We start from the raw sequence: 24,426 nt of genomic DNA, 5'->3' as shown, positions 1-24,426 counted from the left end.
CCCATGAGCGAGCAGAACACCATCCGCTGGGAGCGAGACGCCGACGGCATCGTGGTCTTGACGTTGGATGATCCGGGCCAGTCCGCCAACACGATGAACGCCGCGTACGTGAAGTCCATGCGCGCGACCGTGGACCGCCTGGTCAAGGAGAAGGACACCCTCACGGGCGTCATCATCACCTCGGCGAAGAAGACGTTCTTCGCGGGCGGTGACCTGAACGATTTGCGCAACGTGAAGAAGGACGAGGCGAAGCAGGTCTTCGAGCTCGGACAGGAGATCAAAGCGCAGCTGCGGACGCTGGAGACCCTGGGCAAGCCCGTGGTCGCGGCCATCAACGGCGCGGCGCTCGGGGGTGGGCTCGAGATCGCGCTCGCGTGTCACCGGCGCATCGTCGCCGACGTCAAGGGCGTGCAGATAGGGCTGCCAGAGGTGACGCTCGGGCTGCTTCCCGGCGGTGGAGGCGTGGTGCGCACGGTGCGCATGCTCGGCATCGTGGACGCGCTGATGAAGGTCCTGCTCCAGGGCCAGAGCTACCGGCCGCAGGAGGCGAAGGAACTGGGCCTCGTGCACGAGGTGGTGGACTCGGTGGACGCGCTCCTGCCCGCGGCCAGGGCCTGGGTGAAGGCGAACCCCACGGCGCAGCAGCCGTGGGACCAGAAGGGCCACAAGATTCCGGGCGGCACCCCGTCCTCGCCATCCCTCGCGGCGAATCTGCCCGCGTTCCCCGCCAACCTGCGCAAGCAACTCAAGGGCGCGAACATGCCCGCGCCGCGCGCCATCATGGCGGTGGCCGTCGAGGGCACGCAGGTGGACATCGACACCGCGTTCACCATCGAGTCGCGCTACTTCACCGAGCTCGTCACCGGCCAGGTCGCGAAGAACATGATTCAGGCGTTCTTCTTCGACATGCAGCACATCAAGTCGGGCGGCGGCCGTCCGAAGGGCTTCCCGCAGCACACGGCGAAGAAGGTCGGTGTCCTCGGCGCCGGGATGATGGGCGCCGGCATCGCCTATGTGTGCGCCAAGGCCGGCATCGACGTGGTGCTCAAGGACGTGAGCCTCGCCTCCGCCGAGAAGGGCAAGCAGTACTCCGTCAAGCTGGTGGAGAAGGCCATCCAGAAGGGCAAGTCCACGAAGGAGAAGGGCGACGCGCTCCTGGCGCGAATCCACCCCGCCGCGGATGCCGCCGCGCTCGCGGGTTGTGACCTGGTCATCGAAGCGGTCTTCGAGGACGTGAAGCTCAAGCACCAGGTCTTCCAGGAGATTCAAGGCGTGGTCGCCCCGGACGCGGTACTTGCTTCCAACACCTCGACCCTGCCCATCACCCTGCTCGCCGAGGGCGTGAAGCGGCCGGCCGACTTCGTCGGGATGCACTTCTTCTCCCCGGTGGACAAGATGCCGCTGCTCGAGCTCATCGCGGGCAAGACGACGAGCGACGCCACGCTGGCGAAGGCCATCGACATCGCGGTCCAGATTGGAAAGACGCCCATCGTCGTCAACGACAGCCGGGGCTTCTTCACCAGCCGGGTGATCGGCACGTTCCTCAACGAGGCCATCGCCATGGTGGGCGAGGGGATCTCGCCTGCCTCCATCGAGCAGGCGGGCCTCCAGGCGGGCTACCCCGCGGCTCCGCTCCAGCTGGTGGACGAATTGACGTTGACGCTGCCGCGAAAGATCCGCCTCGAGACCAAGGCCGCCGCCGAGGCCGCTGGCCAGCCGTGGATGGACCACGGCAGCTACGCGGTCATGGACGCGATGATCGATCAGTACCAGCGCAAGGGCCGCTCCACCGGAGGCGGCTTCTATGACTACGTGGATGGCAAGCGCACGGGCCTCTGGCCGGGGCTTGCCCAGCACTACACCCGGCCCGGTTACACCATCCCCTTCGAGGACATGAAGGAGCGGATGCTGTTCGCCGAGGCCATCGACACGGTGAAGTGCTTCGACGAAGGCGTCCTCCGCTCCGCCGCCGACGCGAACGTGGGCTCCCTCCTCGGAATCGGCTTCCCGCCGTGGACGGGAGGTGTCGTGCAATACATCAACGGCTACGAAGGGCGTACCGGCACGGGGCCGCGCGGCTTCGTCACCCGCGCGCGCGAGCTCGCGGAGCGCTACGGGAAGCACTTCCTGCCGCCCGCGTCGCTCGTCGCGAAGGCCGAAAGAGGCGAGTTCCTGAAGTAGCCCCCTCCCACGGAAGGAGAAGTCCCATGGCTCGGAGTCTCAACACCCTCGCCGCCGTTCCGCCTTCGCTCGACACGAAGGCGCTCGTCGAAAAACAGCGTGCCTACTTCGAGACCCGAGTCACGCTCCCGCTCCACTGGCGGCGGGAGCAGTTGCAGGCGCTCGGCCGGGCGGCGCGTAAGTACGAGGAGGAGATCCTCGCCGCCCTCAAGGCGGATCTTTCGAAGAGTCCGGAGGAGGCCTACCTCACCGAGGTCGGGAACATCTACGGCGAGCTCAAGAACGCGCTCAAGAACGTGAAGGCGTGGATGGAGCCGCGGCGGGGGTCGGCGCCCCTCATCATCCAGCCGGCGCGGGCCTACCAATACGCGGATCCGCTCGGCGTGACGCTCATCATCTCGCCCTGGAACTACCCCTACCAGTTGTCGATGGCGCCGCTCATCGGGGCACTCGCCGCGGGCTGCACGGCCGTGTTGAAACCCAGCGAGCTGTCACCCGCGACTTCGGATGTGCTCAGGCGGATGCTGGGCGAGGCCTTCCCGGCGGAAGTCGTCTCGGTCGTCGAGGGGGGCTCGGAGGCGAGCCAGGCGCTCCTCGCGGAGCGCTGGGACCTCATCTTCTTCACCGGTGGAACCCAGGTGGGCCGGGTGGTGGCCGAAGCCGCCGCCCGGCACCTCACGCCCACCGTTCTCGAGCTGGGTGGAAAGAGCCCCTGCATTGTCGACAGAAGCGCGGACCTGGAGATCACCGCGCGACGCATCGCCTGGGGCAAGTACGTCAACGCCGGACAGACATGCGTCGCACCGGATTACGTGCTCATTCCACCCGAGCTCAAGGGCCGCTTCATCGACCTGGTCCAGAAAGCCGTCAGAAGCTTCTACGGTGCCGATGCGCTCACGAGCGGCGACTATGGCCGCATCGTCAGCCCTCGCCACTTCGAGCGCATCTCCGCGCTCGCGGCCGACGGTCAGATCGCCTTCGGCGGCGAGCGCGACGCGCCCAGCCGCTACTTCGCGCCCACCGTCATCACCGATGCACCGTTGTCGAGTCCGCTGATGCAGGAGGAGATCTTCGGTCCCCTGCTCCCGCTCGTCGACTGTCCGAGCATCGACGACGCCATCCGCTTCGTGCGCTCCCGTCCGAAGCCGCTCGCCCTCTACAGCTTCGCGCGCGACGCGGCGGTGAACGAGCGCGTCCTCAGGGAGACCTCGAGCGGCGGAGCGGTCGCCAACGACGTGTGCGTTCACTTCGCCGTCGAGGGGCTTCCTTTCGGAGGAGTGGGCGAGTCGGGGCTCGGCGGCTATCACGGTCAGGCCAGCTTCGATGCCTTCAGTCACAAGAAGAGCGTGGTGAAGCGGCCCCTCGCGCTCGACATGAAGCTGCGCTACCCGCCCTATGGCGGAAAGCTCGGCCTCTTCAAGCGCTTCTTGTGAATGGGCAGCGGGTGTAGCACCCGCCGCCTGCGCGAAAGTCCTCTGGCAGTCCTATGCGCCGTCCCTCACCGAAAGGGGAGGGACGCCGGAATCGCGGCGCAGGACGAAGAAGTACGGCGCCGCCATTCCTCGCGCATCCATCGCGCCGAGCACCGTGTCCGCGTCGACCCTCCGGAACACGTCGAGGGTGGGCCGGTCATCGTAGATCATCGTCGCGCTGAGCTTCCCGCGGTACTCCGTCATGCGCAGCCGCGCCTTGAACTGCCCGGTCTCCACGTCGGCCCGGTGCGGGCCCACGAAGCCTTGAATCCTCGGCGACGGCCACTTGCGTGGGTCCACCGGGAACACCGACGCGCGGTCCTCCGTGAAGAACAGCAGCGGGTGCACGCTCTCGGCGTCGATGAACTGCTTGCCGTACCAGCCGGTCGCGCTGAGCATTCCGTCCATCGGGTGCCCCGTCCGAAGCTCGCTGCCCTTCCACTTGCCGCGCATGAAGGCGAGCTCCAACGTGGGCAGGCTGTCGAACAACGCGAGCGCCGCTTCGGTATTGATGTTCCCTGCTTTCACTGCTTCGTCGAAGGTCATGGCGTCCTTCCTCCGTGCATGTGCAGCACCGGCTTGATTGCCGTGCGCGTCTCCATGTCGTGAACCGCGTCGTTGATGGCCTCGAAGGCATAGGGGCGGCTCAGCTTCTCGATGGGAAACCGTCCTTCCGCGTGCAGGGAGACCAGGCGCGGAATGAAGGTCTTCGGATCGGCATTCCCCTCCAGGATGCCCACCAGCTTCTTCCCAGAGAGGAGCGGGATCATCGGGAGCGAGACTTCCGCGCCGCGACCCGGCAGGCCGAGCAACGCGCAGGTGCCCAGGGGCCGCGTCACGTCGAACGCCTGACGCAGCACCTGGGGTGAGCCCACGCACTCCAGGGCCAGGTCCACGCCGCCCCGGGTTCGCTTCAGAATCGTCTTCGTGAGCTCGGGCTCGTGCGCCAGGAAGGTGTCGGTGGCGCCCAATTCGCGCGCCAGCTCGAGCCGCTCCGCGCGGAGGTCCACGGCGATGATGCGCGCCGCGCCGGCGACTCGCGCCGCCATGATGGCCGCGAGGCCAACGGCGCCCGCTCCGTACACCGCGAGCTGCTGCCCGGCTTCGAGCCGGAACGCCTCGAGCACCGCGCCCGCGCCGGTCTGGAACCCGCAGCCCAGCGGCGCGAGCAGCTCCAGCGGCGCGGACGCGTCGACCTTCACCGCGTTGTGCTGGTGCGCCAGCACGTGCGTGGCGAACGAGGACTGGTGGAAGAAGCTGGAGCGAATCGGCTCACCGTGCCACCGCATGGGGAAGGAGCCATCAGGCCTGGCACCGGAGAAGTTCCCCGCGTACCCGTGCTCGCAATACGCGGGATGGCGGCGTGCGCACGTGCCACACGCGCGGCACGAGAAGTAGCTGAGCACCACCGCGTCGCCGGGCACGAAGTCCGTCACGCCGTCACCCACGGCCTCCACGACGCCCGCGCCTTCGTGGCCGAGCACGGCGGGGAACGGGAAGCGGCCCGCGCCCGCCCGGTAGGTGAGGTCGGTGTGACAGATGCCGCTCGCCGTCACCCGCACCCGCAGCTCGCCCGTCCGTGGCGACTCGAGCTCGACCTCGTCGATGGCAAAGGGACCATTCACCACCTGCAGCACCGCGGCACGCACCGGAGGACCCATGGGGCCATATTATTGGCAATTCGCCAATAACGGCAGTGCAATGTTCTCGGCCCCGCACCGGGAGCCGGCAACCCGCACCTCCAGAAGCGACCTGGAGGCTTCCTGCGAGAGCGCTCCAGAGCGGTCGAGAGCGGTTCCGTAGGAGTTCCGGCCAGTTACGCCGCCCCCTGCCCTACTCCGAGCTGTGTTGAGGACGCTCCAGCGTGTTGCGGAAAATCGACGGGCTAGCGGGCGCAGGGCCCCAGCTCGGCCCGCGCCTCGAGGACTACCCGCGCGCCAGGGCCCCTCTCCGTCCAGGCCCGCCGAGCCTCCTGACAGGCCTCCGCGGGGGCGCCGGACAACCGCAGCGCCCGGGCCAGCCGCCGCCGAAGGGCCCGAGGACGCGCTGCAGGCCTGGCAGGCGCACTCGCTGCAGCAGCGGCTGCGTTGGACGGAGGTGGACGTCCGGCCCCCTCCCCGAAAGCAACCCCGGTGCGCCTTGCTGGAGGGCTTCCCCTGCACGCCAACACGCACCTGCATGCCAATGACAGGCAGGGGCTGGAACCCTCGGAGCGAAAGTCTTTCGCGTGGTGGCGCGCGACGCTCCCTTCGGAGGTTGGCTCGAAGAAGGACACCAGGCGTTCGGACTCGAGTGGGGCAAGGAACGTTATCTCGTCCTGGCCAATGGGCTGGGCTCGGTCTCTGGCTCCGCTTCGAGACTTCGCTTCTTCTATATCTTCCCGCTCGATGCGAAAGGCAGGATCCGTCGCGAGCCGCTCAGTGGAGCCGTTGATCGCTGCGCCGCGTGTGTTTGTTAAAGTGGCGCACGGTCTGCAGTTCACCGAGGCGTCGCCGCCCCGCGAGGGGAGCTAAACCTGCACCTTCATGTCACACGGACTTGTCCCCGTGCCGAGTCGTAAGGGCGACCAGCGACATCCTTCTTGGAACGGCGCATACGATGGTGTCAAAGGACGCGACCGGCGCCTTGGCACCAGTGCTCCCCCGAAAAAACAAAAGGCCCCAGGTTCCGGAGAACCTGGAGCCCTGAAGAGTGGAGGCGACGGGATTCGAATTCGTCGGGGCCGAGGAGGATTAGTTGGGCGTGACGCAGGAGCAGGTGCTGGCCTGGGTGTAGCAGGCGTTGCTCGAGCCGGCGGCCACCACGGAGTAGCAGTACTGCCGGCCCGGGAGGACCTCGGTGTCCGTCCAGGTCGTGCCGGTGACGGTGGCCTTGAGCGCCTTGCCGAAGTTGCAGCCGGCGTGGCCCTCGGTCTTCAGCACCCAGTACTTGGCGGCGTTGGTGACGCCCGTCCAGGAGATCGCCACCTGGCGGGTGCCGGGGGTGAGCGTGGCGGAGGGCGTCGCGGTGGGACCGGTCGAGCAGCCACCGTTCTGCGGCACCGGGGTGGCGCAGGCGATGTTGTGCCGGTTGAAGGCGTTGTAGATGGCCGTCATGTGCGGCGTGCCGTCGTTGAGGTTGCCGTTGTCGTCATCGGCGGCCAGCCACTGCATGTAGCCGTTGGTGGAGCCGCAGCCGCTGGAGGTCTTGGCGGTGCAGTCACAGGCGTGCCACGAGCCGACGTTGCCGCTGCCCTGGTAGAAGAGCTTGTTGCCGACGATGAAGGCGGTGTTCGCGTCGTAGTTGAACGGGGCGGCGCGCAGGTCGCGGGCCACCAGGTCCCAGGCGGCCTGGCGGGTGGGCGCGGCGGCGCAGTGCGTCTGGCGGCCACACAGGCCAGTGGAGGTGGTGCACCGGACACAGACGTGGTTCTGCGGAGTGTCCGGGGTGTTGTCCGAGTGCTGCGCCCAGTCCGCGTCGCGCACGCCCGAGCAGTTGAGATCGCAGTGCGCCGCGCCCGTCTGCGCCTCGTTCTGGTTGTAGCCCGTCCCATCCGCCGTCATGCCGCAGCTCCTGTTGCTCGTGGCGAAGAAGCCGTGGCCCACGCACGAGGTCTGCAGCCGGTAGATGGCCGCGATGTCCGCGTACCCCTCGCTGGAGGCGCTCAGCGTGCCGTTGGCATCGTTGTCGTCCATGCCATGGCCCCACTCGTGGTCGAACACCGCGCCGATCTCACCGGTATTCCGGCAGCCGCCGCCGCTCCGGTAGAAGTTGACCGTCCCGGCGCTCCAGTAGGCGTTGCAGGTGCTGGCGATGTTGACGTTGGCGGTGAGCTTCGCGTTGACCCAGGTGTTGGAGGGGAGCCAGCCGCGCGCCTGCTCCGCCAGCTTGTTCAGCTCGTAGAACGCGGCACGGGCCGCCGGGGTGTTGCCCGCGGAGCCGCTTCCCGTGGTGCAGTCGTGCTGGCCGTTGGTGCCGCCCAGGTTGATGTTGCCGGTGGTGGAGTTGTTGCTGACAGTACCGCACCTGTCGCTGATGCCGATGTACTTGCCGCTCAGCGTGGTGGTGACGGTTCCGGAGGTGTAGCTGAAGACGCCCGCGCCGTTGGTGTAGTTGTTGGGCGACGCCAGGCCGGTGTTGGCCCACGGCATGGGGTAGTTGGCCTGCATCGTGCCGCACGTCCCGTCGGTCGGGCAGGTCTCCGTGTTGGTCAGCGGGTAGACGCCGCCGGTGATGGACGCGTCGAGGTACTGGTTCTTGTCCTCGAGGGCGATCACCTCACCCGTGTGGGCGTCGACGAGCACCTCCCAGGTGGCATCGTCCCCCTCGTCCTGGAAGCCGTAGGTCCAGACGAGCTTGTGGCCGTAACCCTCACCCTTCGAGATGGGCACCACCTCCAGGCTCGCGTCCTTCCAGATGGACTTCGGGCTGTGGGCCAGCCCGGCGCGACCCAGCCCGCGCTCCATCGCCTGATCCGCGGAGACGAGCGGCAGGGTGCGGATCTTCACGTCGGCCCACCCCTCGGTGCCGATGAGCACGAGGTTGCCATGGCTGATGGTGGCCGCCAGCCGGCCCTCGCGCACGGGGATGCCCTGGAGCTGCTGCGGGATGTGGACCTGCCAGAGGTGCTCGGTGACCTGCGTGACGCGCGGCGTGCCGAGCTGCGACACATCGATGCCCAGCACCTCCTCGTTATCGCGGGCGAACTTGACGACGAGCTCGCCCACCAGGGCCTCGTCCACCGTGGACACCGCGCGGCCGAGGCTCTGGCCCAGGTTGCTCAGCGTCACCCGGTTGTCCAGGCCGTTGCCCGGGATCATCGGGATGTGCGTATGGATACCGGTGGCCGCTCCCGAGCGCGGCTCGAAGTAGACGTTGGTGTCCTTCCCGTAGCGCTGGAAGAAGTCGCTCAACGCCCGCTCCCTCGCGGGGTCCAGCATCCTCTTCGCCCGGGCCTCACCGAGCTCGAGGTTGTTCGAGCTGATGGAGAGCTCGGAATTGAAGAAGGCATTGCGGGCCACGGCGCTTCGCGACGGCCCATGCTCGGGATGCACAGCCCAGCTCGCGCCGGAGCTCAGCACGGTGGCAAGTGCTGCGGCGCCCATGAAACGCTTCATGTCACACCTCTTGGGTTGGACCTACGGGGGGACTGGATTCGCCCGTTTCTCTCGTCGTACGGAGAGAGCCGGACGGGCCGTGAATACTGCCCTGGCTGGGAGTGCGTTTACTAGCTAGCTATGAGAAATAGCGATGGAAGGCTCAACGAGGTTTCATGAAACCGTCAAGCTTCAGCGTTCCTGGATTCCTGATGCGGCGCCCCGTGGCCGTGGGGGTGGCCGGGACGTTCCTGTTGAGCCTCGTGCTGCGGCTGCTGTTCCTCGAGGCGTCGATGGATCGGAACTGGCCGTTCTCCATCTTCTTCTACGGGGACTCGCGCTTCTTCCATACCTATGCCCTCGACTGGGCCCGGGGGCGGCCCGCGCAGGCGTCGCTCCCGTACCACCCACCGTTGTTCTCCTGGAGCCTCGGGCTGCTGTACCAGCTCCTGGGGGAGCCGAGAGGCAGCGCCCATCCCTACAAGCTGAGCCTGGCGCTGTTGAACTCGGCCACGGTGGCCTTCACCTGGTGGTGGTGGCGCCGGGTGCTCGGAGTGGGGTGGAGCCTGCTGGCAGCGGTGCTCTTCTCGGCCAGCTTCGGATGGCTGGTGCTCTCGACGACGTACAGCAACGAGGTGCTGTACGTGCTCTTCCTGTCGGCCACGTGCTGGCTGATGCTCGAGCACCGGAGCGGGTTGCCGTGGCGGGGCGCGGTGCTCCTGGGCGGGGTGATGGGGCTGGGCGCGCTGACCCGGGCCGAGCACCTGCACCTGTGGCCCTTCCTCCTCGTCTACGCCTGGCTCCACCGGGACCGGCGGGCCCCGGTGCGCGCGCAACTCGTGCGGTGGGCGGGGGCGGTGGGCGTGTCCCTGGTGGTGCTCGCGCCGTGGGGGCTCCACAACGCGCGCGTGCTCCAGGAACTCAACGCACGCACGCCGGAGCTCGAGCCGCTGCCGGTGGTGGCTCCGGTTACCGTCTATGGCCCCATCAGCTTCGCCATGGCCAATCACGCCGGAGCCACGGGCGGCTTCACGCCGGACCTGGTCAACCGGCTCGGCCAGGACGGGTGGCTGGACGCGGCGAATTCCTCCCAGCGCCACCTGCTGCTGCACGGCTACGAGGAAGGCCTGCGATGGATGGGCGAGCACCCGGCCGGCGCGGTCCGCCTGCTGGCCGCCAAGCTGGGGCGTTGGCTGGACGGCCTGAGCCTGGGGTATGGCGCCTCCAACCTGCCTGGAGGACTCGAGGGGGCCCGTGCGCCGGTGGATGTCTTCGTCCCGGAGAGCACCTGGCTGAAGTGGCCGCTCGCGCTGCTGCTCCTGGTGGGAGCGGGGCTCTCGTTGCGCGCGCCGCACCGGGTTTTCAGCCTGTTCACCCTGGTGCTGTTGCACCGCGCGCTCATCACCCTGGCCTTCTTCGGGTACACGCGCGGCATGCTGGTCCTCTTTCCCACGCTGCTGCCGCTGCTCCTGCTGCCCCTGAAGGCATTCACCGACAGCCGCCCCTCGCTGGCCGGGAGACTTCCGGTGCTTGCCTCGTGCGTCCTGTTGTTGTTGTGGCTCGAGGCTGGGACGCTCGCCCTGCGCGGTCCCCGCGACTTCATGGCGAGCGGCAGCACCGACCGGGTGAGCGGCAAGCTCATCCAGGACGATTGGGTACGGCTCTGGCCGAAGCCCTGAGCGGGCTGGCACTGCCTGGCGGAGCGTCCCCGTCTCTCAGTCCGCTACCCGGGGCAGTTGATGACCTCGATGGCGGGGCGGTCCAGAAACGGGTTCCACTTCACGCTCCGGCAGGAAGATGACCAACTGGGCAGCCAACCTGTTCGACAAGCTCCCCGAGAACATCAAGACCGGCAACGGTCCAGAAGGACCCGGGGCCCGCGACTACATCCGCCAGCGCGGGCGCTGATCCCAGGTGGGCTCAGGGTGTCTGGGCCACCACTCGGGCTCCCATCGCTCCAGGCGCGGCCGCCCGCAGGAGGCGGCGGAAGGGGGGACATTCCATTCTGTAGCGCTCTCTCCGGAAGCCTCCGGCGGCGGGTTCGATTCCCGCCGCCTCCACTGTTCTCGAATACCAGGGAGGAGCGGTTGCCAGCCGTTTCCAAGGCCAGCGCGCGCACCGCAGCCGGAGAGTCGAGTTCACGCCCGAGCTCGAACGCATGGCGGAGCTCCGTGAGCTCTCTCGGAGAGGGCTGCTGGGAGCACAGCGTCTTGACGATCACGCGGCGCCCGTCCGAGGACACTCCCCGGTAGAGAACAGCGCTCTCGTCCCGACGCACGAGCTCGTCCAGGGTGTAACCGGGCAGCACGTTCATCTTCACGTCCATCCTCCCCCTTGTCCTGTCGGAGCGTGGGATGAGGCCCTCGTGAAGCTCAGGGGAGCGGAATCTCCAGCGTGGCCACGGCGCCCTTGCCCAGGCCCTCGCTCTCCAGCATGAGGCTCCCCCCGAGAAGCTGCGCCGCCAGCGCGCTGGTGTGCAGTCCGAAGCCGTGGCCGTCCTTGCGCGTGGTGAAGCCGTGCACGAAGAGCTTCTCCCGCACCTCCGGCGCGATTCCCCCTCCGTCATCCCGCACCTCGATGCGCGCCAGCTTCCCCTCCGCGCTGAGTCGCACGCTCAGGTTGCGGCTCCCCTCGGGGACCGCGTCCAGGGCGTCCTTCGCGTTGCTGATGAGGTTGACGAGGATCTGCAGCACCTTGTGCTTGTCCACCTTCAGCCGGGGTACCTGTGACAGCTCACGCCGGACGGTCACCCCGTGGCGCTGGAGCGCCGCCAGCTGGATGCGCAGGGCGTCGTCGATGAGCTGAACCAGGTCGCACTCCTCCGGCATGAGCGCGGTCCTGGCGTAGTTCTGCTGCACATGGACGATCTTGCGGATGTGCTCGACGTGCCGGCCCAACGCATCCATGTCTTCCAGCAGGCGGGACTGCTCGACCGCGAGGTCGTCAGCCACCGCTGAGAGGTACTCTGGCAGGTAATTGCCGCGCGCTCCCGGGGCCAGGAAGTCCGCCAGGGTGTCCCGGTGCTCCAGCAGCAGCTCCGTGGCCCGCTTCAACCGGCCGATGCGAGAGGAGCCCACCGCCTTCGACATGGTCTCCAGGTTGATGATGGCGCTGGTGAGCACATTGCCCACGCTGTGCAGCACGTTGGAGGCCACCTCGGACATGCCCACCTCGCGCGCCGTGTCCACCAGCCGCGCCTGGGCCTGCTTGAGCTCGCGCGTGCGCTCCTCCACCCGTTGCTCGAGCTCGTCGTTGGCCCGGCGCAGCTCCGCCTTGCCGCGCTGCACGTCCGCGTACAGCCGTGCGTTCTCGAGCGCGATCGCGGCCCGGCGCCCGAGCTCGCTCACGAACACGATATCGGCGGGGCCGTACACGAGGCCTGGGATCGCCGAGGAGAGGGTGAGCACACCGATCATCTTCCCGCGGACGGCGAGCGGGACGGCCATCACCGTCCGCGTGCCCAGCTCCCGGACCAGGCGCGCGTTCTCTTCGTCGACGCTGTTCGCCCGGATGGCCTCGTCGGTGAGCTGAGGCAGCAGGAGCGGCTCACCCGTGCGGAGAACCTGAGCCGCGGGCTGAGGCGAGCGGCTGTCGGGCGAATAGCGCGCCGTGAGCTCCTCGAGGAGCCTCTGCTTCGAGGGATCTCGATGCGCGGAGCCCAGGCGCCGCAGCCCGGTGTCCTCGACGACGTCGAGCACGCACCAGTCCGCCAGCGACTGCACGCACAGCCGCGGCAGCTTGGCGTGGCTCTCCGCGTAGTCCAGCGAGGCCGACAGGCTCTCGGTCGCGGCGGCGAGAAACCGGGCGCGCTCCTCCGCTTGCTCGGCGGCGGCGCGCGCCTGCTGCTCCGTGACGACGACCACCGCCAGGATCAGGACGAAGACGCTGAGGAACGCGATGTAGAGCTGCAGGTTCAGGACGCGCGTGCCGACGGCGATGCTCAGCATGGCGAAGGGGCCGCGCCCGTGATGCGTGTACCAGGTCGCCATCAGATCGAGGATGACCGTGGCTGCCGTCGCGCCTCGCACTCCCAGCCGGAAGGCCGGCCACGTGATCACGGGGAGCAGGAAGAAGGGAAGCGCCGCGTCGAGCTCACGCGGCCGCATGGTGGCGAACACCCACCACCCCGCGGTCGTCAGCAGCACGAGCAAGGCCACGGCTTCGACAGCGCGGCCGAAGCGAGGCCTCTCGGGCGCCTTCCAGGTCAGGAAGAAGGGACCGACGAGGATCGCCCCGAGGGCATCGCTGCTCCACCAGCTGGCCACCTTGGACCAGAACTCACCTGGCTCCAGCCATGTGACGTTGACCGCCGCGGCGAGGAGCGCGCCTGGGAGTGCGCCGAGCCCGGCGCCCAGCACGGCCAGGCGGATGACGTCCCCAGCGCGCCTGAACACGAAACGGTGGCCTGTCGGCGGGCGGAGGAGCCAGGCGGTGGTGAGAGGCAGAGAACAGTCCGCCACCCCCCAAGCCAGGGAGACGGAGAGTGGGAGGCCATGGCGCAGGTTGATCAACGTCCCTGCGACGAAGATGGCGAGGAGCCAGGCGGGCCAGCGAGAGCGGGGCGTGCGGAGGAACCAGGCCAGGGCCATGCCGCTCGGCAGCCAGAAGATGGAGCTCTTCTGCGGAGGGATGACGAAGACATAGTTGACCTCCGCGAGGACGAGGTAGGCCCCGACGAGGCCAAGGCAGCCGAGGAGCAATGGGAGCACTTGCTCTGCCGCCGGGGGCAGCCCCGAGCGCCAGTGCTGCGGGTTGCTCGCTGTCATGACTGCTCCCGAACCCAGGTGAGGGCGCACGCGATGGCATTACGCATGGAAGGGACAGGTGCCGTGGCGTGTGCCAGGCGGGGCATGAGTCGCCAGCGCAGGGCGGCTGACGAGGCGCCAGGGTCCTCGGGCAGCCCCCCGCCCGTCCTCTGGATCGCCGTGCTCTTTCTACAGCGAAGTGCCCCGCGAGCACCAGCGCCGAGGCTTCCCGGCCGACCTGCTTACCGACTCAGCATCCGAGAGCACAAGACTGGACTAGGCGACGAGGCGCCCCATGTGGGCGAGCCGGAGCAGGCCGGCGCGAGCCTCTGACCACTGCCGCGTCAGCGCTTCGGACGGCTCACCGAGCCTGCTGGTGGCGTCGAGCAGCGGGAACGTCGAGGTCGGCGCGCGCGGGCTGGGCGAGCGGTCGACCGTCGGGAGGATCGTCGTCTTCCCGGCATGGGCCTGGCGCTCGACGCGCACGACGCCATCGGGCCAGCGCTCGACGAGGGCATTGACGACGGTCGCGACCGCGGCCCGCGGCAGCCGCTGCTCGGTCGCCTCGGCCCACCGCACCAGGGCCGCCAGCCCGCGCAGCACGTCATAGAAGTAGAAGCGCGGGAACGTGAGCGCGCGCCAGGCCGCCGCCGCGTCGCGCTCCTCGGCGTTGTGCACGGTCCGCGAGCCGTGGATGAGGGCACGATCGATCATGAAGCCCCCCGCGCGAGCGACGAAGGCGCGCTGCTCGGCCATCCCGGGTCCGCCGAGAAGCATGGCATCGAGCGGCGGGACAGTCCCGACCATCGAGCTCGGGCACTCGCCGGTCTGGAGGTACGCGGTGTTGTCGCAGTTGAGGCCGCCGTCGGCCATCTGGTAGCGCACGAACCAGGGCCTGACCCAGGGCAGCGCGCGCTCGACGTCGATGCCGCACGCGGCCAGCACCGGGTACATCGTGCCGAGGGCGCAGTGACAGGCGCTGTCGCGCTGCAGGTCGGCGCCCGGAGCATCGCTCGGGTGGATCGGGAAGAGGTGCAGGATGCGATCGATCCTCGCGGCCATCGCCGCGGAGGCACGCGCTGGGATCTGGCGTGCCTCGCCGAGCTCGTGGAGCAGCAGCATGTGCCACCACGGGGAGTGCCACTTGGGCCAGTACGGATCGAGCTCGATGCCGCGCAGCGCGGCGTCCGAGCCGAGGTAGGCGACGGAATCGGCAATTCCGCGCTCGACCTCGGGGCTCCGGAGCAGGGTGGGGTTGGGAACGGCAGCAAGCTTCTGGAGATCGATCATCATTCGCGACTCTGGGCTTGGGACGTCTCTTAACGCCGGAGCCGCTCCCGGGCGAGTATTGCTGCTCCCTCGGCATCGGGGTTCCCTCAGCCGCCGGACCACCGCTCCCTCCAGCCACGCGTACCCGCGGGTGGGGTCCACGAGGACGACCAGGTCGTCGGCGTAACGCGCATACTGCACGTGCGTCCTTACCTTCTCCCTCGTCGCCTCGCGGGCCCGCTCCAGCATCCGGTCCACCTCGTTGAGGTAGAGGTTGCTGAGTACGGGCGACAGCACTCCTCCCTGCGGCACTCCGAGCTCTCCGTTCGCCTTCAGCATCATCTTCAGCAGGTGCATCACGTCGTCGTCATTGACGCGCAGGGCGACCTTCGTCAGCAGCACATGGTGCTGCACGTTGTCGAAGTAGGCCCGCAGGTCAATGTCGATAACGCGCGTCTTGCCATGGACGATGGCTTGAGCGACACGGGCAATCGCATCGTGTGCGCTTCTCTTGGGACGGTAGCCATAGCTGCCGTCCTGGAAGCCGGCTTCGAAAATCGGCTCCAGGATGAGCTTGAGCGCACCCTGCACCACTCGGTCCCGGATGGAGGGGATCGACAGGACGCGCACTTTGCCGCCATCCTTCGGTATCTCCTTCTTCCGGTTGCGCATGGGACGGTACTGCCCCGAGCTCAACTCATCTCGAATCTGTCCCAGGAAGGCGTCCACCCCACCTGCTTCGATGGCCTCGAACGTGACCCCGTCACTACCGGGTGCCCCGTTGTTCTGTCTGGCCATCTCATAGGCAGCGCGCAGCGTCTCCCACTTGCACACGTGGACGAACAATCCCCAGAAGCGCCAGGACGGTTCGGCCTTCGCCTTGACGTATATCCTTCGTCTCAAGTCCTGAAGACTGCTCAATGCACCGCATGCTCCAGCCGGCGGAAACGAGTCTGGCAGCGGGAGGGGGTGAGGCGGGTTTCGGGCCGCACCGCCTGGAGGCCCGGAGGCTACTGCACGACGAGGCGGAGGGGGCCCACGAAGTTGATGGTGGGCTTGACGATGGGCGTCGCGGGCAGAGTGTCCGCGGGCGGCACGACCTGGACCTCATCCGTGTAGTTGGCGCAAACCCCCGCGCTGTTCCGGTAGGACTTGGTCTGGACCGTCGTGGCGGTGAACGTATCGGGCAGGGTCCGGAATGTATCGGGGGCGTCGCCAGCCACCGAGAAAACGAGCCGGGGCATGCGGTATGTGGAGATATATGCAGTGCCCGTGCAACCGACGCCGTCGTAGTAGATGGAAGCCGTTTTCTTCCGGATATTTCCGGTCGACCCATCCAGGAACCAGATGAGGCCCCTGGAATCGAAATAGGGCACATCGTCGATGTCGTCCACGCTCACTCCCGGGCCGATCAACGTGTTGTTCGCATCCCGCCACACGGCGACGGGGAGCGAAGTGCCGGCGGGACCCTGGGGGCCTGTGTCTCCCTTGGGCCCCTGGGGCCCCGTGTCTCCCTTGGGCCCCTGGCTCTCGGTGCAGGCCACCAGCCCTCCCAGCAGCATCGCTACTGCGAACATCCTGGATTGACGCATCATGCCTCCTCGGCATCGAAGACCGCACGGGCACTCTGCACAGCACATCCAGGATGGCAAGGATTTTGCCCCCCCCTACGCGGTTGCGAGAGAGAGGGATTGAGACTCGGAGGAGCGGACGATCGTCCGCCCCGGACGTCGGGGCGAGGGCGCGCACTCTGGCTCACCCGGGAGGTGCTGGCTACGGCGACGGTGCGCTCGTGCAGTCTCGCCATGACCCATCCAGCCTCTGAGGCCATCTCGAAGATGGCGGAGGCCCACTTGAAATTGGACCCATGAGAAAGGAACCCCTGTCCCCCAGGGGCGGGGGTCTTGCTCGAATTCGGATAACCCTACCGATTGGCGAGGTGGCCGGGGCGTTCGAAACCGCGGGAGGGCTGACAGAACGAAATCGGGAGCATCTCCCTATGATCATCGCGGTCCCCTTCCTGTTGGGGTAGACGGACACCATGGACGAGAAGCTGCGACACGCGCTGGGAGACGCGGCCCGAGCTGCTCGCCTGCGGCTGGGCCTTACGCAGGCGGAGGTGGCCAAGAATGTGTCGTCTCCGGACTGCGTCCAGAGAGACCCGACGAGCGAAGCTCGGGTCAGCGCCGGTGCACGTTCTGGCACGTCAGAGGCTGTCGAGGAAGGCGAGCAGCGCCAGGCGGTCTTCTCGCGGCAGCGCCACCACCGCGTCCCGCGCCGCCTGCGCTTCCCCGCCGTGCCACAGCACCGCCTCGAGCACCGAGCCGGCCCTCCCATCGTGCAGCAGGTTGACGGCGCCAGACACCTGCGCGGTGAAGCCCAGGCCCCACAGTGGAGCCGTGCGCCATTCACTCGCCTCGGGCAGGCCGGAGTCGTCCGCCAGCCCCGCGCCCATGTCGTGAAGCAGCAGGTCGGTATAGGGGTGCACCGTCTGTGCACGGAGCCACGAAAGGGTGGTCGGGTCGAGGGCTACCTTGCTTCCGCGGGCTTTCTCCGCGGGGCGGGGAGCCCTTCCCTGTTTCCACCCATGGCCGTATGGGCGTGCCGCCACCCTCCACCCCGCCGGATGGACTCTCCCCAAGGTCGTCTTCGGAGGAGTCCTGTTGCCTTCGCCGCGTCTGAGTCGGCTCGGCATCCGGAGTTGACGAGTCACGAGGCCTCTACCGGGTGTTCACTCGTCGTTGCGGCCCGCTCACTCGCTCACCCCGCTTTCCGGGGCTTTGTCGATGGGCTTCACCGCAGGGGTCTCCCCTGTCGGTGCCATCCGAGCTATGAGGCCTCGACCTTTTACCGCTTTGGGACTTTCACCCTATGGTTCCATGGGTAGCCTCCAGGCATCACTCAGACGACTGCGAAAGGGTGACAACGTCGGTGTCACCCTGGTGGTGTTCTACGACGGCGCCACCGTCAGCGGCCCGCTGACCCCCGCGGGAAAGGTGTCAAAGGACTTGTTCCCCGCCTGGCGTACTGCTCGGCCGGCCCCCGTCAGCGGCCCGCCTCTGTCCCGCCGCTCTTGCCCTCTCCCTCTACAGGCCTTCCATCCTTCTTGGACGCCGCCTTATTAGACGCTCCCTCAACAGTCTTTCCATCCTTCTTGGACACAGGATTTGATGCCTCAATACTCTGTTGGGTAAACGTCGGATAATTCGATGGCTTCCAGGTGTTGAGGAATGACAGGAATGCGCTGTCTTTTACTTTGATGGATGCGGAGCCATAATTGAAGCCATTCAGCTTATTCCGCATCTCCTGATTACCAATACCATCCCCAGTCAATTCATACCAGGTAGTAATGGCAGGGGTCACCCACTTGCCATAATGATTTTCTGGCGGTTCACTGTTGTCTTTCGCGAATCGAAAACAATGCGTAGAACCACCATCTTTGTCTTGCAGGCGTGGCCGCCGGAGAGCTTGGCGCTCTTGCGCAAGCTGCTGGAGACGGCTGATACCCACCTCTCCGATGAGAGCTAACGGGCCTCGGGCGGCACGAGGCTGCGAGCCATGTAACCGACAGCGGTGAGCTGCTTGTCGTCCAACTGGCGCAAGGTGCGCAGCAGACGGCGCATCTGCGGCGATTCTTCCGAGGTGAGCTCGGACTCCTTCAACCAGGCCGTCGCCTCGCCCGCTTGCAGTCCCAGGGCGGCACTGGCATCCACCCGCAGCACCATGCACAGCTCGCGCAGGGTGAGGACGCTGGCGTCAGGTTGCCCGCTCCATCCGCCCGTACACCTCGGTGACCACTCCCACGCGGCGCACCCCATCCGTAGCCGGCGGCCTACAGGGCGAAGTTTTCCGGGCCCTACGCCCATCGCCTGATCTCCGGCGGGATCGGCCACAACCTGCCGCAGGAGGCGCCCAAGGCCTTCGCCCGGGCGGTGCTCGACGTGACCAAACTGACCTGGATCGGAAAAGAGCGGCGGCCCACCGCCCTTTCTTGACTATCTGTTCCAAAACCCTGTATCCAACGACCATGGCCAGACCCAAGGCGTTCGACACGGATGAGGCGCTGGACGCCGCGATCGGCGTGTTCCGCGAGCATGGCTTCGAGGGGACCTCGGCCGACATGCTGGTCAAGGCCATGGGGATCGGCCGCCAGAGCCTCTACGACACCTTCGGCGACAAATGGGGCCTCTATTGCGCCGCCGTACAGCGCTATTCGGCCCTGGAAGGCGGCGCCCACGTCGCGGCCCTGCGCAGTCGGCCGCGGGCCATCGAAGGCCTTCGGGCCATGGTGGAGCGCCTGGTCGAGGACGCCGGGCAGGCCTGTCTGGGGATCGGGTCCATCTGCGAGTTCGGCCGCGCGCGGGCCGAGCTGGCGAAGATCCACGACGCCGCCGAGCGGGCGCTGCACCGCGCGATCGTCGAACGCGTGCGCGCGGCCCAGGCCGACGGCGACGTCGGCGTCGATCTGAACCCCGAAGAGGCGGCGGGTTTCCTCATCTCGAGCTTCGCCGCCATCCGCATCGCCGCCCGGGGAGGCGCCGACACCGACCAGCTCCGCGGCCTGGGCCGTCTCGCGCTGCGCGCCCTGCGGTGAGCTTCTCTTTTTTTGCGCGATTCTGGAATGAACATTCAACTCAAGGAGAGAACGATGAAAGCTGTCGTGATGACCCGCCAGGGCGGGCCCGAGGTCATGGCGTTCGTCGAGCGTCCCGAGCCGGTCGCTGGGCCGGGCGAGGCGCTCGTCGAGATCGCCGCGGCGGGCGTGAACTTCATGGACACCGGCGTGCGGCGGGGGCTCGCCTGGAGCGACAAGCCAGACCCGAAGGTCCTGGGCGTCGAGGGCGCCGGGCGGGTCCTGTCGGTCGGAGCCGGCGTCGATCCGACGTGGGTGGGACGCCGGGTCGCCTGGGTCTACGCGCCCGGCAGCTACGCCGAACGGGTCGCCATCCCGGCCGACGCGCTCGTGCCACTGCCCGACGCCATCGACGATCGCACGGCAGCGGCGGTGATGATGCAGGGTCTGACCGCGAGCCACTTCGCCACCGACTTCCACCCCGTGCAGCCCGGCGAGGTCGCGCTCGTCCATGCCGCCGCTGGCGGCCTTGGCCTGCTCCTCACCCAGATCATCAAGCTGAGGGGTGGCAAGGTCATCGGCCGTGTGTCGCACGCGGACAAGGTCGCCGTCGCGCGCGAGGCGGGCGCCGACCATGTGATCGTCGACGACGAGGGCCGGTTCGCCGACGAGACGGTCCGTCTCTCCGGCGGCGACGGCGTGCACGTGGTCTACGACGGCTCGGGTCCGAAGACCTTCCAGGCCTCCCTGGCCTCCTTGCGCCGCAGCGGGACCTTTTGCTGGTACGGGCCGGTGCTCGGCGGGCCCGGGCCCATCGACTTGATGAGCCTGCCCAAGAGCATCAAGATCGGCTACGCGGTCTTCTCCGACCATATCGCGACCAGCGAGCTGCTGCGCAGCCGCGCCGCGCGCCTGTTCGACTGGATCTCCGCCGGCTCGCTGAAGGTCAGGATCGGGGGCGTCTATCCGCTGGCCGAAGCCGCGCGGGCCCATGCGGACATGGAAAGCCGCCGCACGACCGGTAAGCTCCTGCTCATCCCGTGAAGCGCCAGCGGGCCGGCTAGCGCGCCGGCGTGGGCGTGGATGCCGGCGCCACCGGCAGCAGCAGCGTCGCGCGCAGGCCACCACCGTCACGGTTGGCGAGCACGAGCTCGCCGCCCAGCGTGACCACCAACTGCTGGGCGATGGCCAGCCCCAGCCCGGTGCCGCCGGTATCGCGGTTGCGCGAGCTTTCCAGCCGGTAGAACGGTTGCAGCACCGCCTGCATCTCCTGTTCGGGAATGCCCGGGCCCCGGTCGCACACGTCCACGGCCATGCGCCCGTCGTCGAGCCGGCGCACGCCGACCTCGGCGCTGCCGCCGTACTTCACCGCGTTGTCGATCAGGTTCTCGACGATGCGCCGCAATGTCGGTGGCCGCGTGCTCAACGAAGCGCGCGCGCATTCGCCCAGCGTGACCGGCTTGCCCGCGTCCTGGTAGTCGCACACCACGCTGTCGAGCAATGCGTGCAGGTCCAGCCACACCGCCGGGCCGGTGGCCCCGTGGGTGCTGCGCGCGTAGGCGATGCCCTCGCGCACCAGTTGCAGCAACTGCTCCAGGTCGTCGATCAGGCGATCGCGGTCGGCGCCCTCCTCCATCGCTTCCAGGCGCAACTTCATGCGCGTGATCGGAGTCTGCAGGTCGTGCGAGATCGCGGCGAGGATCTGCAACCGCTCCGCGAGATAGTGGCCGATGCGTGCCTGCATCGCATTGAACGCGGTGGCGGCCTTGACCACTTCCACCGGCCCTTCCCGCGGCAGCGGCGGATGTGCGCGCGCCGGGTCCAGCCGCTCGACCGCGTCGGCGAGCTGCACCAGCGGCCTCGTCGCCAGCCGCACCGCCAGCCACGCGCACAGCAACAGCAGCGCCAGCTGCGCCGCCAGCACCACCGGCAGCCAGCGCGCGATCGGCATCACCGAGGGCGTGACCTCGATGGTCAGCGGCTGGCCATCGGCCAGGGTGAGCTGCACCTCGAAGCGCTCCGGCGAGGTGGACACCGTGCGCGCCTGCAAGCGGTAGCGATGGTCCAGGCTGCGGTCGATCAGGGCGGTGACCTCGCGCGCCCGGTCGCTGGTCAGCGGCACGCCGGGCCGCGCCGGGCCGAGCAGGTAGCGGTAGGTGCGCCGCTCCAGGCGGGGCGCCCATCGCGCGCGCTCGGCCGGGCTCAGGCGTTCGAGCAGGGCCACGCTGACGACCACGTCCTGGTCCAGGTGGGTGAGCATCATCGAACGCGCGACCATGTAGCGCTCGGAGAACAGCAGAGCGAAGGACAGCGCGTGCGCGAGCAGCAATCCGGAGAACAGGATCAGGGCCAGGCGCGCGGCGAGGGTGCGTGGCAGCAGGCGCCGCCAGCCGGTGCTCGGGGCGGCGTTCATGCGTTCTCGCCGAGCAGGACCACGGGCTGGCAGAACACGTAGCCCTCGCTGCGCACGGTCTTGATGTAGGCCTGCTCGCGCGCGTCGTCGCGCAGGCGCTGGCGCAGGCGGCTGACGAGCAGGTCGATGGAGCGGTCGAACAGCTCGGCGTCGCGGCCCCGGGTGAGGTTGAGCAACTGGTCGCGGCTGAGCACGCGCTGCGGGTGGTCGAGGAACACGCGCAGCAGGCGGAACTCCGCGCCGCTGAGCGGATAGGCGGTGCCATCTTCGTCGAGCAGGTGGCGCGCGGCGGTGTCCAGCCGCCACTGGCCAAAGCCGATCAGCCGGCCGGCCTCGGTGACCTGCAGGTTGGGCGGCAGCATGCGCGTGCGCCGGAGCACCGCGTTGATGCGCGCCAGCAGCTCGCGCGCGGAGAACGGCTTGACCACGTAGTCGTCCGCACCCATCTCCAGGCCGATGATGCGATCGGTTTCGTCGTCGCGCGCGGTGAGCATCACCACCGGCACGCCGCGGTGCTTGCCGGCGCGCAGGTTGCGGCACAGCGACAGACCATCCTCACCGGGCATCATCACGTCGAGCACGATCAGATCGACGTCGCTGGTGTCCAGCGCCGCGCGCATCTCGCGGCCGTCGGCGGCGAGCGTGGTGCGCAGGCCGTTGCGCTGCAGGTAATCGCCGACCATGCGGCGGATCTCGCGGTCGTCGTCGACGATGAGGATGTGGTCTGTATGAGCCATGGTGTCGTCCGGGAGAAGGATGGCGACGGCCGCGCCGCGGCCACCGCCATGTTAGCGCACCGGACTCAGCGCGCGGCCAGCAGGGCCCGGATCCGCGCCTCGGTGCGGTCGTAGGCACCCTCGCCGAAATGGCGGTATACCACCCTGCCCTCTCTGTCGATCAAGTAGAGCGCGGGCCAGTACTGGTTGCCATAGGCGTTCCAGATCCGATAGCCGTTGTCCTGCACCACCGGATGCTGGATGTCCAGATGCCGCACCGCCTCGCGCACGTTGGCGCCCACGCGTTCGTAGCCGTATTCGGGCGTGTGCACTCCCACCACGACTAGGCCCTGATCGGCGTAGCGCGCGTGCCATTGCGAGACGTAAGGCGCCACGCGCAGGCAGTTGATGCACGAGTAGGTCCAGAACTCGACCAGCACGACCTTGCCGCGCAGCTGCGACATGCGCAACGGCGGGCTGTTGATCCACTCACCGCCGCCGCTGAAGTCCGGCGCGGTGGTGAGAGTGGCCAGCCGCGCCTCGTCGGCGCGAGCGGAGGACCAGGCCAGCACGATGGACACGGCGGCGATGGCGGCGATGAGAAAGACACGAAGGAAGGTAGGCATGTTCACAGTCCGGTGGAGATGGAGGGCAGCCATGGCAGCAGTCGCGCGGTGAGCGCGGCATCGAGCTGCCACAACTGGAGCAGGGCCATGGCCACGGCGCAGACGCCGAAGCCGCGCCGCACCCAGGCGGTGTGGCGTTGCAGCGGGCGCAGCCGGGCACTGGCCCAGCGACCGCCGTGGACCAGGGCCAGCAACGGAGTGGCCGCGCCGAGCGCGTACACGCCGAGCAGGGCGCAGGCGCGCGCGGTGGCCTGGGCGCTGGCGGCCAGCGCCAGCACCGAGGCCAGCACGGGCCCGGCGCATGGCGTCCAGGCGATGCCAAGCGAGACTCCGACCAGCAGCGCGCCGCCCGCGCCAGCCGCTCGCGGTTGCCAGGCGAACAGACGGAAGCCGGCCAGCCAGCGCTGCCGCAGCCGTTCGAATGGCGTCGGCCACACGCAGGCCAGCCCGGCCAGCAGCAGCACCACGAGCGCGACCACGCGCACGCCCGCCTCGAACTGGCCGGAGGACGCCGCCAGCGCTCCGATGGCGATGCCGCCGGCGGCGAAGGAGGCAACGAAGCCGACGACGATCAGCAGCGGTTCGCGGCGGTCGCCGCCTGCCCCGCGCGCCAGCACGATGGGCAGCATCGGCAGCACGCACGGAGAGAGGATGGTGGCCACGCCAGCCAGCGCGGCCAGGACGAAGGCCCACATGTCAGCCACCCGCCTTGGCCGGCAACGGAGCGGCCGACTTCGCCCCGGCGGCCTCGAGGATGACGTCGGCGACCTCACCTGGATGGGACAGCATCCCGACCAGCACCACCTTGCCCGGCGCGGCGGCGATGGCGCGGCGCGTGGCTGCCACGTCGTCCTGCAGCGACGTCAGCGGGTTCTGCACGGCCAAGGCGGGCGCTCCCCTGGCCTCCAGGCGCGGGATGACCTTGCTCCAGCTCGAACCGTCGGCGAAGGCGCCATGCACCAGGCTCACCGTGGGCGCGGCCGGCTCGACATGCACCGGACGCGAACCCGCGGCGGCCGGAATCAGGGCGGTGGCCATCAGCGCGGCCAGCATCGTCTTGCGAATCATGGAATGCACTCCTGTGGAAGAGGAGCGCCCATTGCGGGCCAGGACTGTATCTCCGCTGTTTCCGCGCGGCCGGCTTCTTGTCACACAAGGTGTCGGCGCGGCGCGGGGCTACGTTTCGACACACAACGCCCGCGCCGGCCACGCCGATGCACGGTCGCGTGACCTCTCCCCGTGCCAGTCTCCCACCGCGCCCGCCGCCGGGCACTTCGTATCGCAATGTATCGACCGCCGTCCGCGACACAGGCGCTGACAAAACGACGGCCCGCCCGACACGGTACGGATACCTCG

Annotated in this window: 18 protein-coding genes and 2 pseudogenes; 5 read left to right on the top strand and 15 right to left on the bottom strand. The window is 68.3% G+C overall.

Annotated features, from left to right (window positions below):
* Positions 1-3 precede the first annotated feature (3 nt).
* Positions 4-2,181 carry a 3-hydroxyacyl-CoA dehydrogenase NAD-binding domain-containing protein gene (locus JRI60_RS14345; protein WP_204226390.1) on the top strand — a complete coding sequence of 726 codons (2,178 nt, stop codon included), beginning with the start codon at positions 4-6 and terminating at the stop codon, positions 2,179-2,181.
* Between the two features lie 26 nt (positions 2,182-2,207).
* Positions 2,208-3,614 carry an aldehyde dehydrogenase family protein gene (locus JRI60_RS14340; RefSeq protein WP_204226389.1) on the top strand — a complete coding sequence of 469 codons (1,407 nt, stop codon included), beginning with the start codon at positions 2,208-2,210 and terminating at the stop codon, positions 3,612-3,614.
* A gap of 51 nt (positions 3,615-3,665) precedes the next feature.
* Here JRI60_RS14340 and JRI60_RS14335 read toward each other — a convergent pair whose 3' ends face one another.
* From JRI60_RS14335 to JRI60_RS14325, 3 genes are all read right to left on the bottom strand, one after another.
* Entirely contained in the window at positions 3,666-4,199 is a 534-nt protein-coding gene (locus tag JRI60_RS14335; RefSeq protein ID WP_204226388.1) for a DUF4334 domain-containing protein, read from the bottom strand.
* The gene (locus JRI60_RS14330; RefSeq protein WP_204226387.1) at positions 4,196-5,314 is read right to left on the bottom strand and encodes an NAD(P)-dependent alcohol dehydrogenase; all 1,119 of its coding nucleotides are present in this window, start codon (positions 5,312-5,314) and stop codon (positions 4,196-4,198) included. The genes JRI60_RS14335 and JRI60_RS14330 overlap by 4 nt, the downstream gene beginning before the upstream one ends.
* 1,071 nt (positions 5,315-6,385) lie before the next feature.
* On the bottom strand, positions 6,386-8,749 hold the full coding sequence (locus JRI60_RS14325; RefSeq protein WP_204226386.1) for a PepSY domain-containing protein: 2,364 nt from the start codon (positions 8,747-8,749) through the stop codon (positions 6,386-6,388).
* A gap of 155 nt (positions 8,750-8,904) precedes the next feature.
* Between JRI60_RS14325 and JRI60_RS14320 the strand changes: the two genes are divergently transcribed.
* Positions 8,905-10,407, top strand: coding sequence for an ArnT family glycosyltransferase (locus tag JRI60_RS14320; RefSeq protein WP_204226385.1), 1,503 nt, complete (start codon positions 8,905-8,907; stop codon positions 10,405-10,407).
* Between the two features lie 693 nt (positions 10,408-11,100).
* Here the strand turns inward: JRI60_RS14320 and JRI60_RS14315 are convergent.
* The 7 genes and pseudogenes from JRI60_RS14315 to JRI60_RS14290 all read right to left on the bottom strand — a co-directional run.
* Positions 11,101-12,414 (bottom strand): annotated as a pseudogene (locus JRI60_RS14315) (sensor histidine kinase); the annotation flags it as partial.
* A gap of 216 nt (positions 12,415-12,630) precedes the next feature.
* A pseudogene (locus JRI60_RS53340) lies at positions 12,631-13,494 on the bottom strand (MASE1 domain-containing protein); the annotation flags it as partial.
* Between the two features lie 255 nt (positions 13,495-13,749).
* Positions 13,750-15,663 (bottom strand): reverse transcriptase domain-containing protein, encoded by a 1,914-nt coding sequence (locus JRI60_RS14310; protein ID WP_204226384.1) that lies wholly within the window; start codon positions 15,661-15,663, stop codon positions 13,750-13,752.
* A gap of 89 nt (positions 15,664-15,752) precedes the next feature.
* Positions 15,753-16,337 (bottom strand): collagen-like protein, encoded by a 585-nt coding sequence (locus JRI60_RS14305; RefSeq protein WP_204226383.1) that lies wholly within the window; start codon positions 16,335-16,337, stop codon positions 15,753-15,755.
* 611 nt (positions 16,338-16,948) lie between these two features.
* Positions 16,949-17,230 carry a di-heme oxidoredictase family protein gene (locus JRI60_RS53335; RefSeq protein ID WP_239470522.1) on the bottom strand — a complete coding sequence of 94 codons (282 nt, stop codon included), beginning with the start codon at positions 17,228-17,230 and terminating at the stop codon, positions 16,949-16,951.
* 557 nt (positions 17,231-17,787) lie between these two features.
* A complete protein-coding gene (locus JRI60_RS14295; RefSeq protein ID WP_204226381.1) occupies positions 17,788-18,252 on the bottom strand; it encodes a hypothetical protein in 465 nt (154 codons plus the stop codon).
* 14 nt (positions 18,253-18,266) lie between these two features.
* Entirely contained in the window at positions 18,267-18,560 is a 294-nt protein-coding gene (locus JRI60_RS14290) for an XRE family transcriptional regulator (RefSeq protein ID WP_204226380.1), read from the bottom strand.
* A 209-nt stretch (positions 18,561-18,769) separates the two neighbouring features.
* Here JRI60_RS14290 and JRI60_RS14285 point away from each other — a divergent pair, with 209 nt between their 5' ends.
* Both JRI60_RS14285 and JRI60_RS14280 read left to right on the top strand, forming a co-directional pair.
* Positions 18,770-19,336: a TetR/AcrR family transcriptional regulator gene (locus tag JRI60_RS14285; RefSeq protein ID WP_204226379.1), complete on the top strand. Its 567-nt coding sequence runs from the start codon at positions 18,770-18,772 to the stop codon at positions 19,334-19,336.
* 54 nt (positions 19,337-19,390) lie between these two features.
* Positions 19,391-20,359, top strand: a complete 969-nt coding sequence (locus JRI60_RS14280) for a quinone oxidoreductase family protein (protein ID WP_204226378.1) — start codon at positions 19,391-19,393, stop codon at positions 20,357-20,359.
* A gap of 16 nt (positions 20,360-20,375) precedes the next feature.
* On the opposite strand, the gene JRI60_RS14275 is transcribed toward JRI60_RS14280, so the two are convergent.
* The 5 genes from JRI60_RS14275 to JRI60_RS14255 all read right to left on the bottom strand — a co-directional run bounded on the left by JRI60_RS14275 (position 20,376) and on the right by JRI60_RS14255 (position 24,138).
* Positions 20,376-21,728 (bottom strand): sensor histidine kinase, encoded by a 1,353-nt coding sequence (locus JRI60_RS14275; RefSeq protein WP_204226377.1) that lies wholly within the window; start codon positions 21,726-21,728, stop codon positions 20,376-20,378.
* Positions 21,725-22,465 (bottom strand): response regulator, encoded by a 741-nt coding sequence (locus JRI60_RS14270; RefSeq protein WP_204226376.1) that lies wholly within the window; start codon positions 22,463-22,465, stop codon positions 21,725-21,727. Before JRI60_RS14270 ends, JRI60_RS14275 begins: the two co-directional genes overlap by 4 nt.
* 65 nt (positions 22,466-22,530) lie before the next feature.
* Positions 22,531-23,070 (bottom strand): thioredoxin family protein, encoded by a 540-nt coding sequence (locus JRI60_RS14265; RefSeq protein WP_239470521.1) that lies wholly within the window; start codon positions 23,068-23,070, stop codon positions 22,531-22,533.
* A 2-nt stretch (positions 23,071-23,072) separates the two neighbouring features.
* Positions 23,073-23,765: a cytochrome c biogenesis CcdA family protein gene (locus tag JRI60_RS14260; RefSeq protein ID WP_239470791.1), complete on the bottom strand. Its 693-nt coding sequence runs from the start codon at positions 23,763-23,765 to the stop codon at positions 23,073-23,075.
* A 1-nt stretch (position 23,766) separates the two neighbouring features.
* Entirely contained in the window at positions 23,767-24,138 is a 372-nt protein-coding gene (locus JRI60_RS14255) for a hypothetical protein (protein ID WP_204226374.1), read from the bottom strand.
* Positions 24,139-24,426: the final 288 nt, after the last annotated feature.

It is taken from the genome of Archangium violaceum, assembly GCF_016887565.1.
GTDB classification, from domain to species: domain Bacteria; phylum Myxococcota; class Myxococcia; order Myxococcales; family Myxococcaceae; genus Archangium; species Archangium violaceum_B.
Note: the sequence above shows the minus strand (reverse complement) of the source record. Positions and strands in the feature narration are given on the sequence as shown.

What these genes read in the sequence shown, in the direction of transcription:
- JRI60_RS14330 (WP_204226387.1), bottom strand. Translation starts at nt 5,314, where the DNA reads ATGGGTCCTCCGGTGCGTGCCGCGGTGCTGCAGGTGGTGAATGGTCCC.
- JRI60_RS14260 (WP_239470791.1), bottom strand. Translation starts at nt 23,765, where the DNA reads ATGTGGGCCTTCGTCCTGGCCGCGCTGGCTGGCGTGGCCACCATCCTC.
- JRI60_RS14255 (WP_204226374.1), bottom strand. Translation starts at nt 24,138, where the DNA reads ATGATTCGCAAGACGATGCTGGCCGCGCTGATGGCCACCGCCCTGATT.
- JRI60_RS14265 (WP_239470521.1), bottom strand. Translation starts at nt 23,070, where the DNA reads ATGCCTACCTTCCTTCGTGTCTTTCTCATCGCCGCCATCGCCGCCGTG.
- JRI60_RS14340 (WP_204226389.1), top strand. Translation starts at nt 2,208, where the DNA reads ATGGCTCGGAGTCTCAACACCCTCGCCGCCGTTCCGCCTTCGCTCGAC.
- JRI60_RS14305 (WP_204226383.1), bottom strand. Translation starts at nt 16,337, where the DNA reads ATGATGCGTCAATCCAGGATGTTCGCAGTAGCGATGCTGCTGGGAGGG.
- JRI60_RS14270 (WP_204226376.1), bottom strand. Translation starts at nt 22,465, where the DNA reads ATGGCTCATACAGACCACATCCTCATCGTCGACGACGACCGCGAGATC.
- JRI60_RS14280 (WP_204226378.1), top strand. Translation starts at nt 19,391, where the DNA reads ATGAAAGCTGTCGTGATGACCCGCCAGGGCGGGCCCGAGGTCATGGCG.
- JRI60_RS14285 (WP_204226379.1), top strand. Translation starts at nt 18,770, where the DNA reads ATGGCCAGACCCAAGGCGTTCGACACGGATGAGGCGCTGGACGCCGCG.
- JRI60_RS14290 (WP_204226380.1), bottom strand. Translation starts at nt 18,560, where the DNA reads ATGGGGTGCGCCGCGTGGGAGTGGTCACCGAGGTGTACGGGCGGATGG.
- JRI60_RS14345 (WP_204226390.1), top strand. Translation starts at nt 4, where the DNA reads ATGAGCGAGCAGAACACCATCCGCTGGGAGCGAGACGCCGACGGCATC.
- JRI60_RS14335 (WP_204226388.1), bottom strand. Translation starts at nt 4,199, where the DNA reads ATGACCTTCGACGAAGCAGTGAAAGCAGGGAACATCAATACCGAAGCG.
- JRI60_RS14320 (WP_204226385.1), top strand. Translation starts at nt 8,905, where the DNA reads ATGAAACCGTCAAGCTTCAGCGTTCCTGGATTCCTGATGCGGCGCCCC.
- JRI60_RS14325 (WP_204226386.1), bottom strand. Translation starts at nt 8,749, where the DNA reads ATGAAGCGTTTCATGGGCGCCGCAGCACTTGCCACCGTGCTGAGCTCC.
- JRI60_RS14275 (WP_204226377.1), bottom strand. Translation starts at nt 21,728, where the DNA reads ATGAACGCCGCCCCGAGCACCGGCTGGCGGCGCCTGCTGCCACGCACC.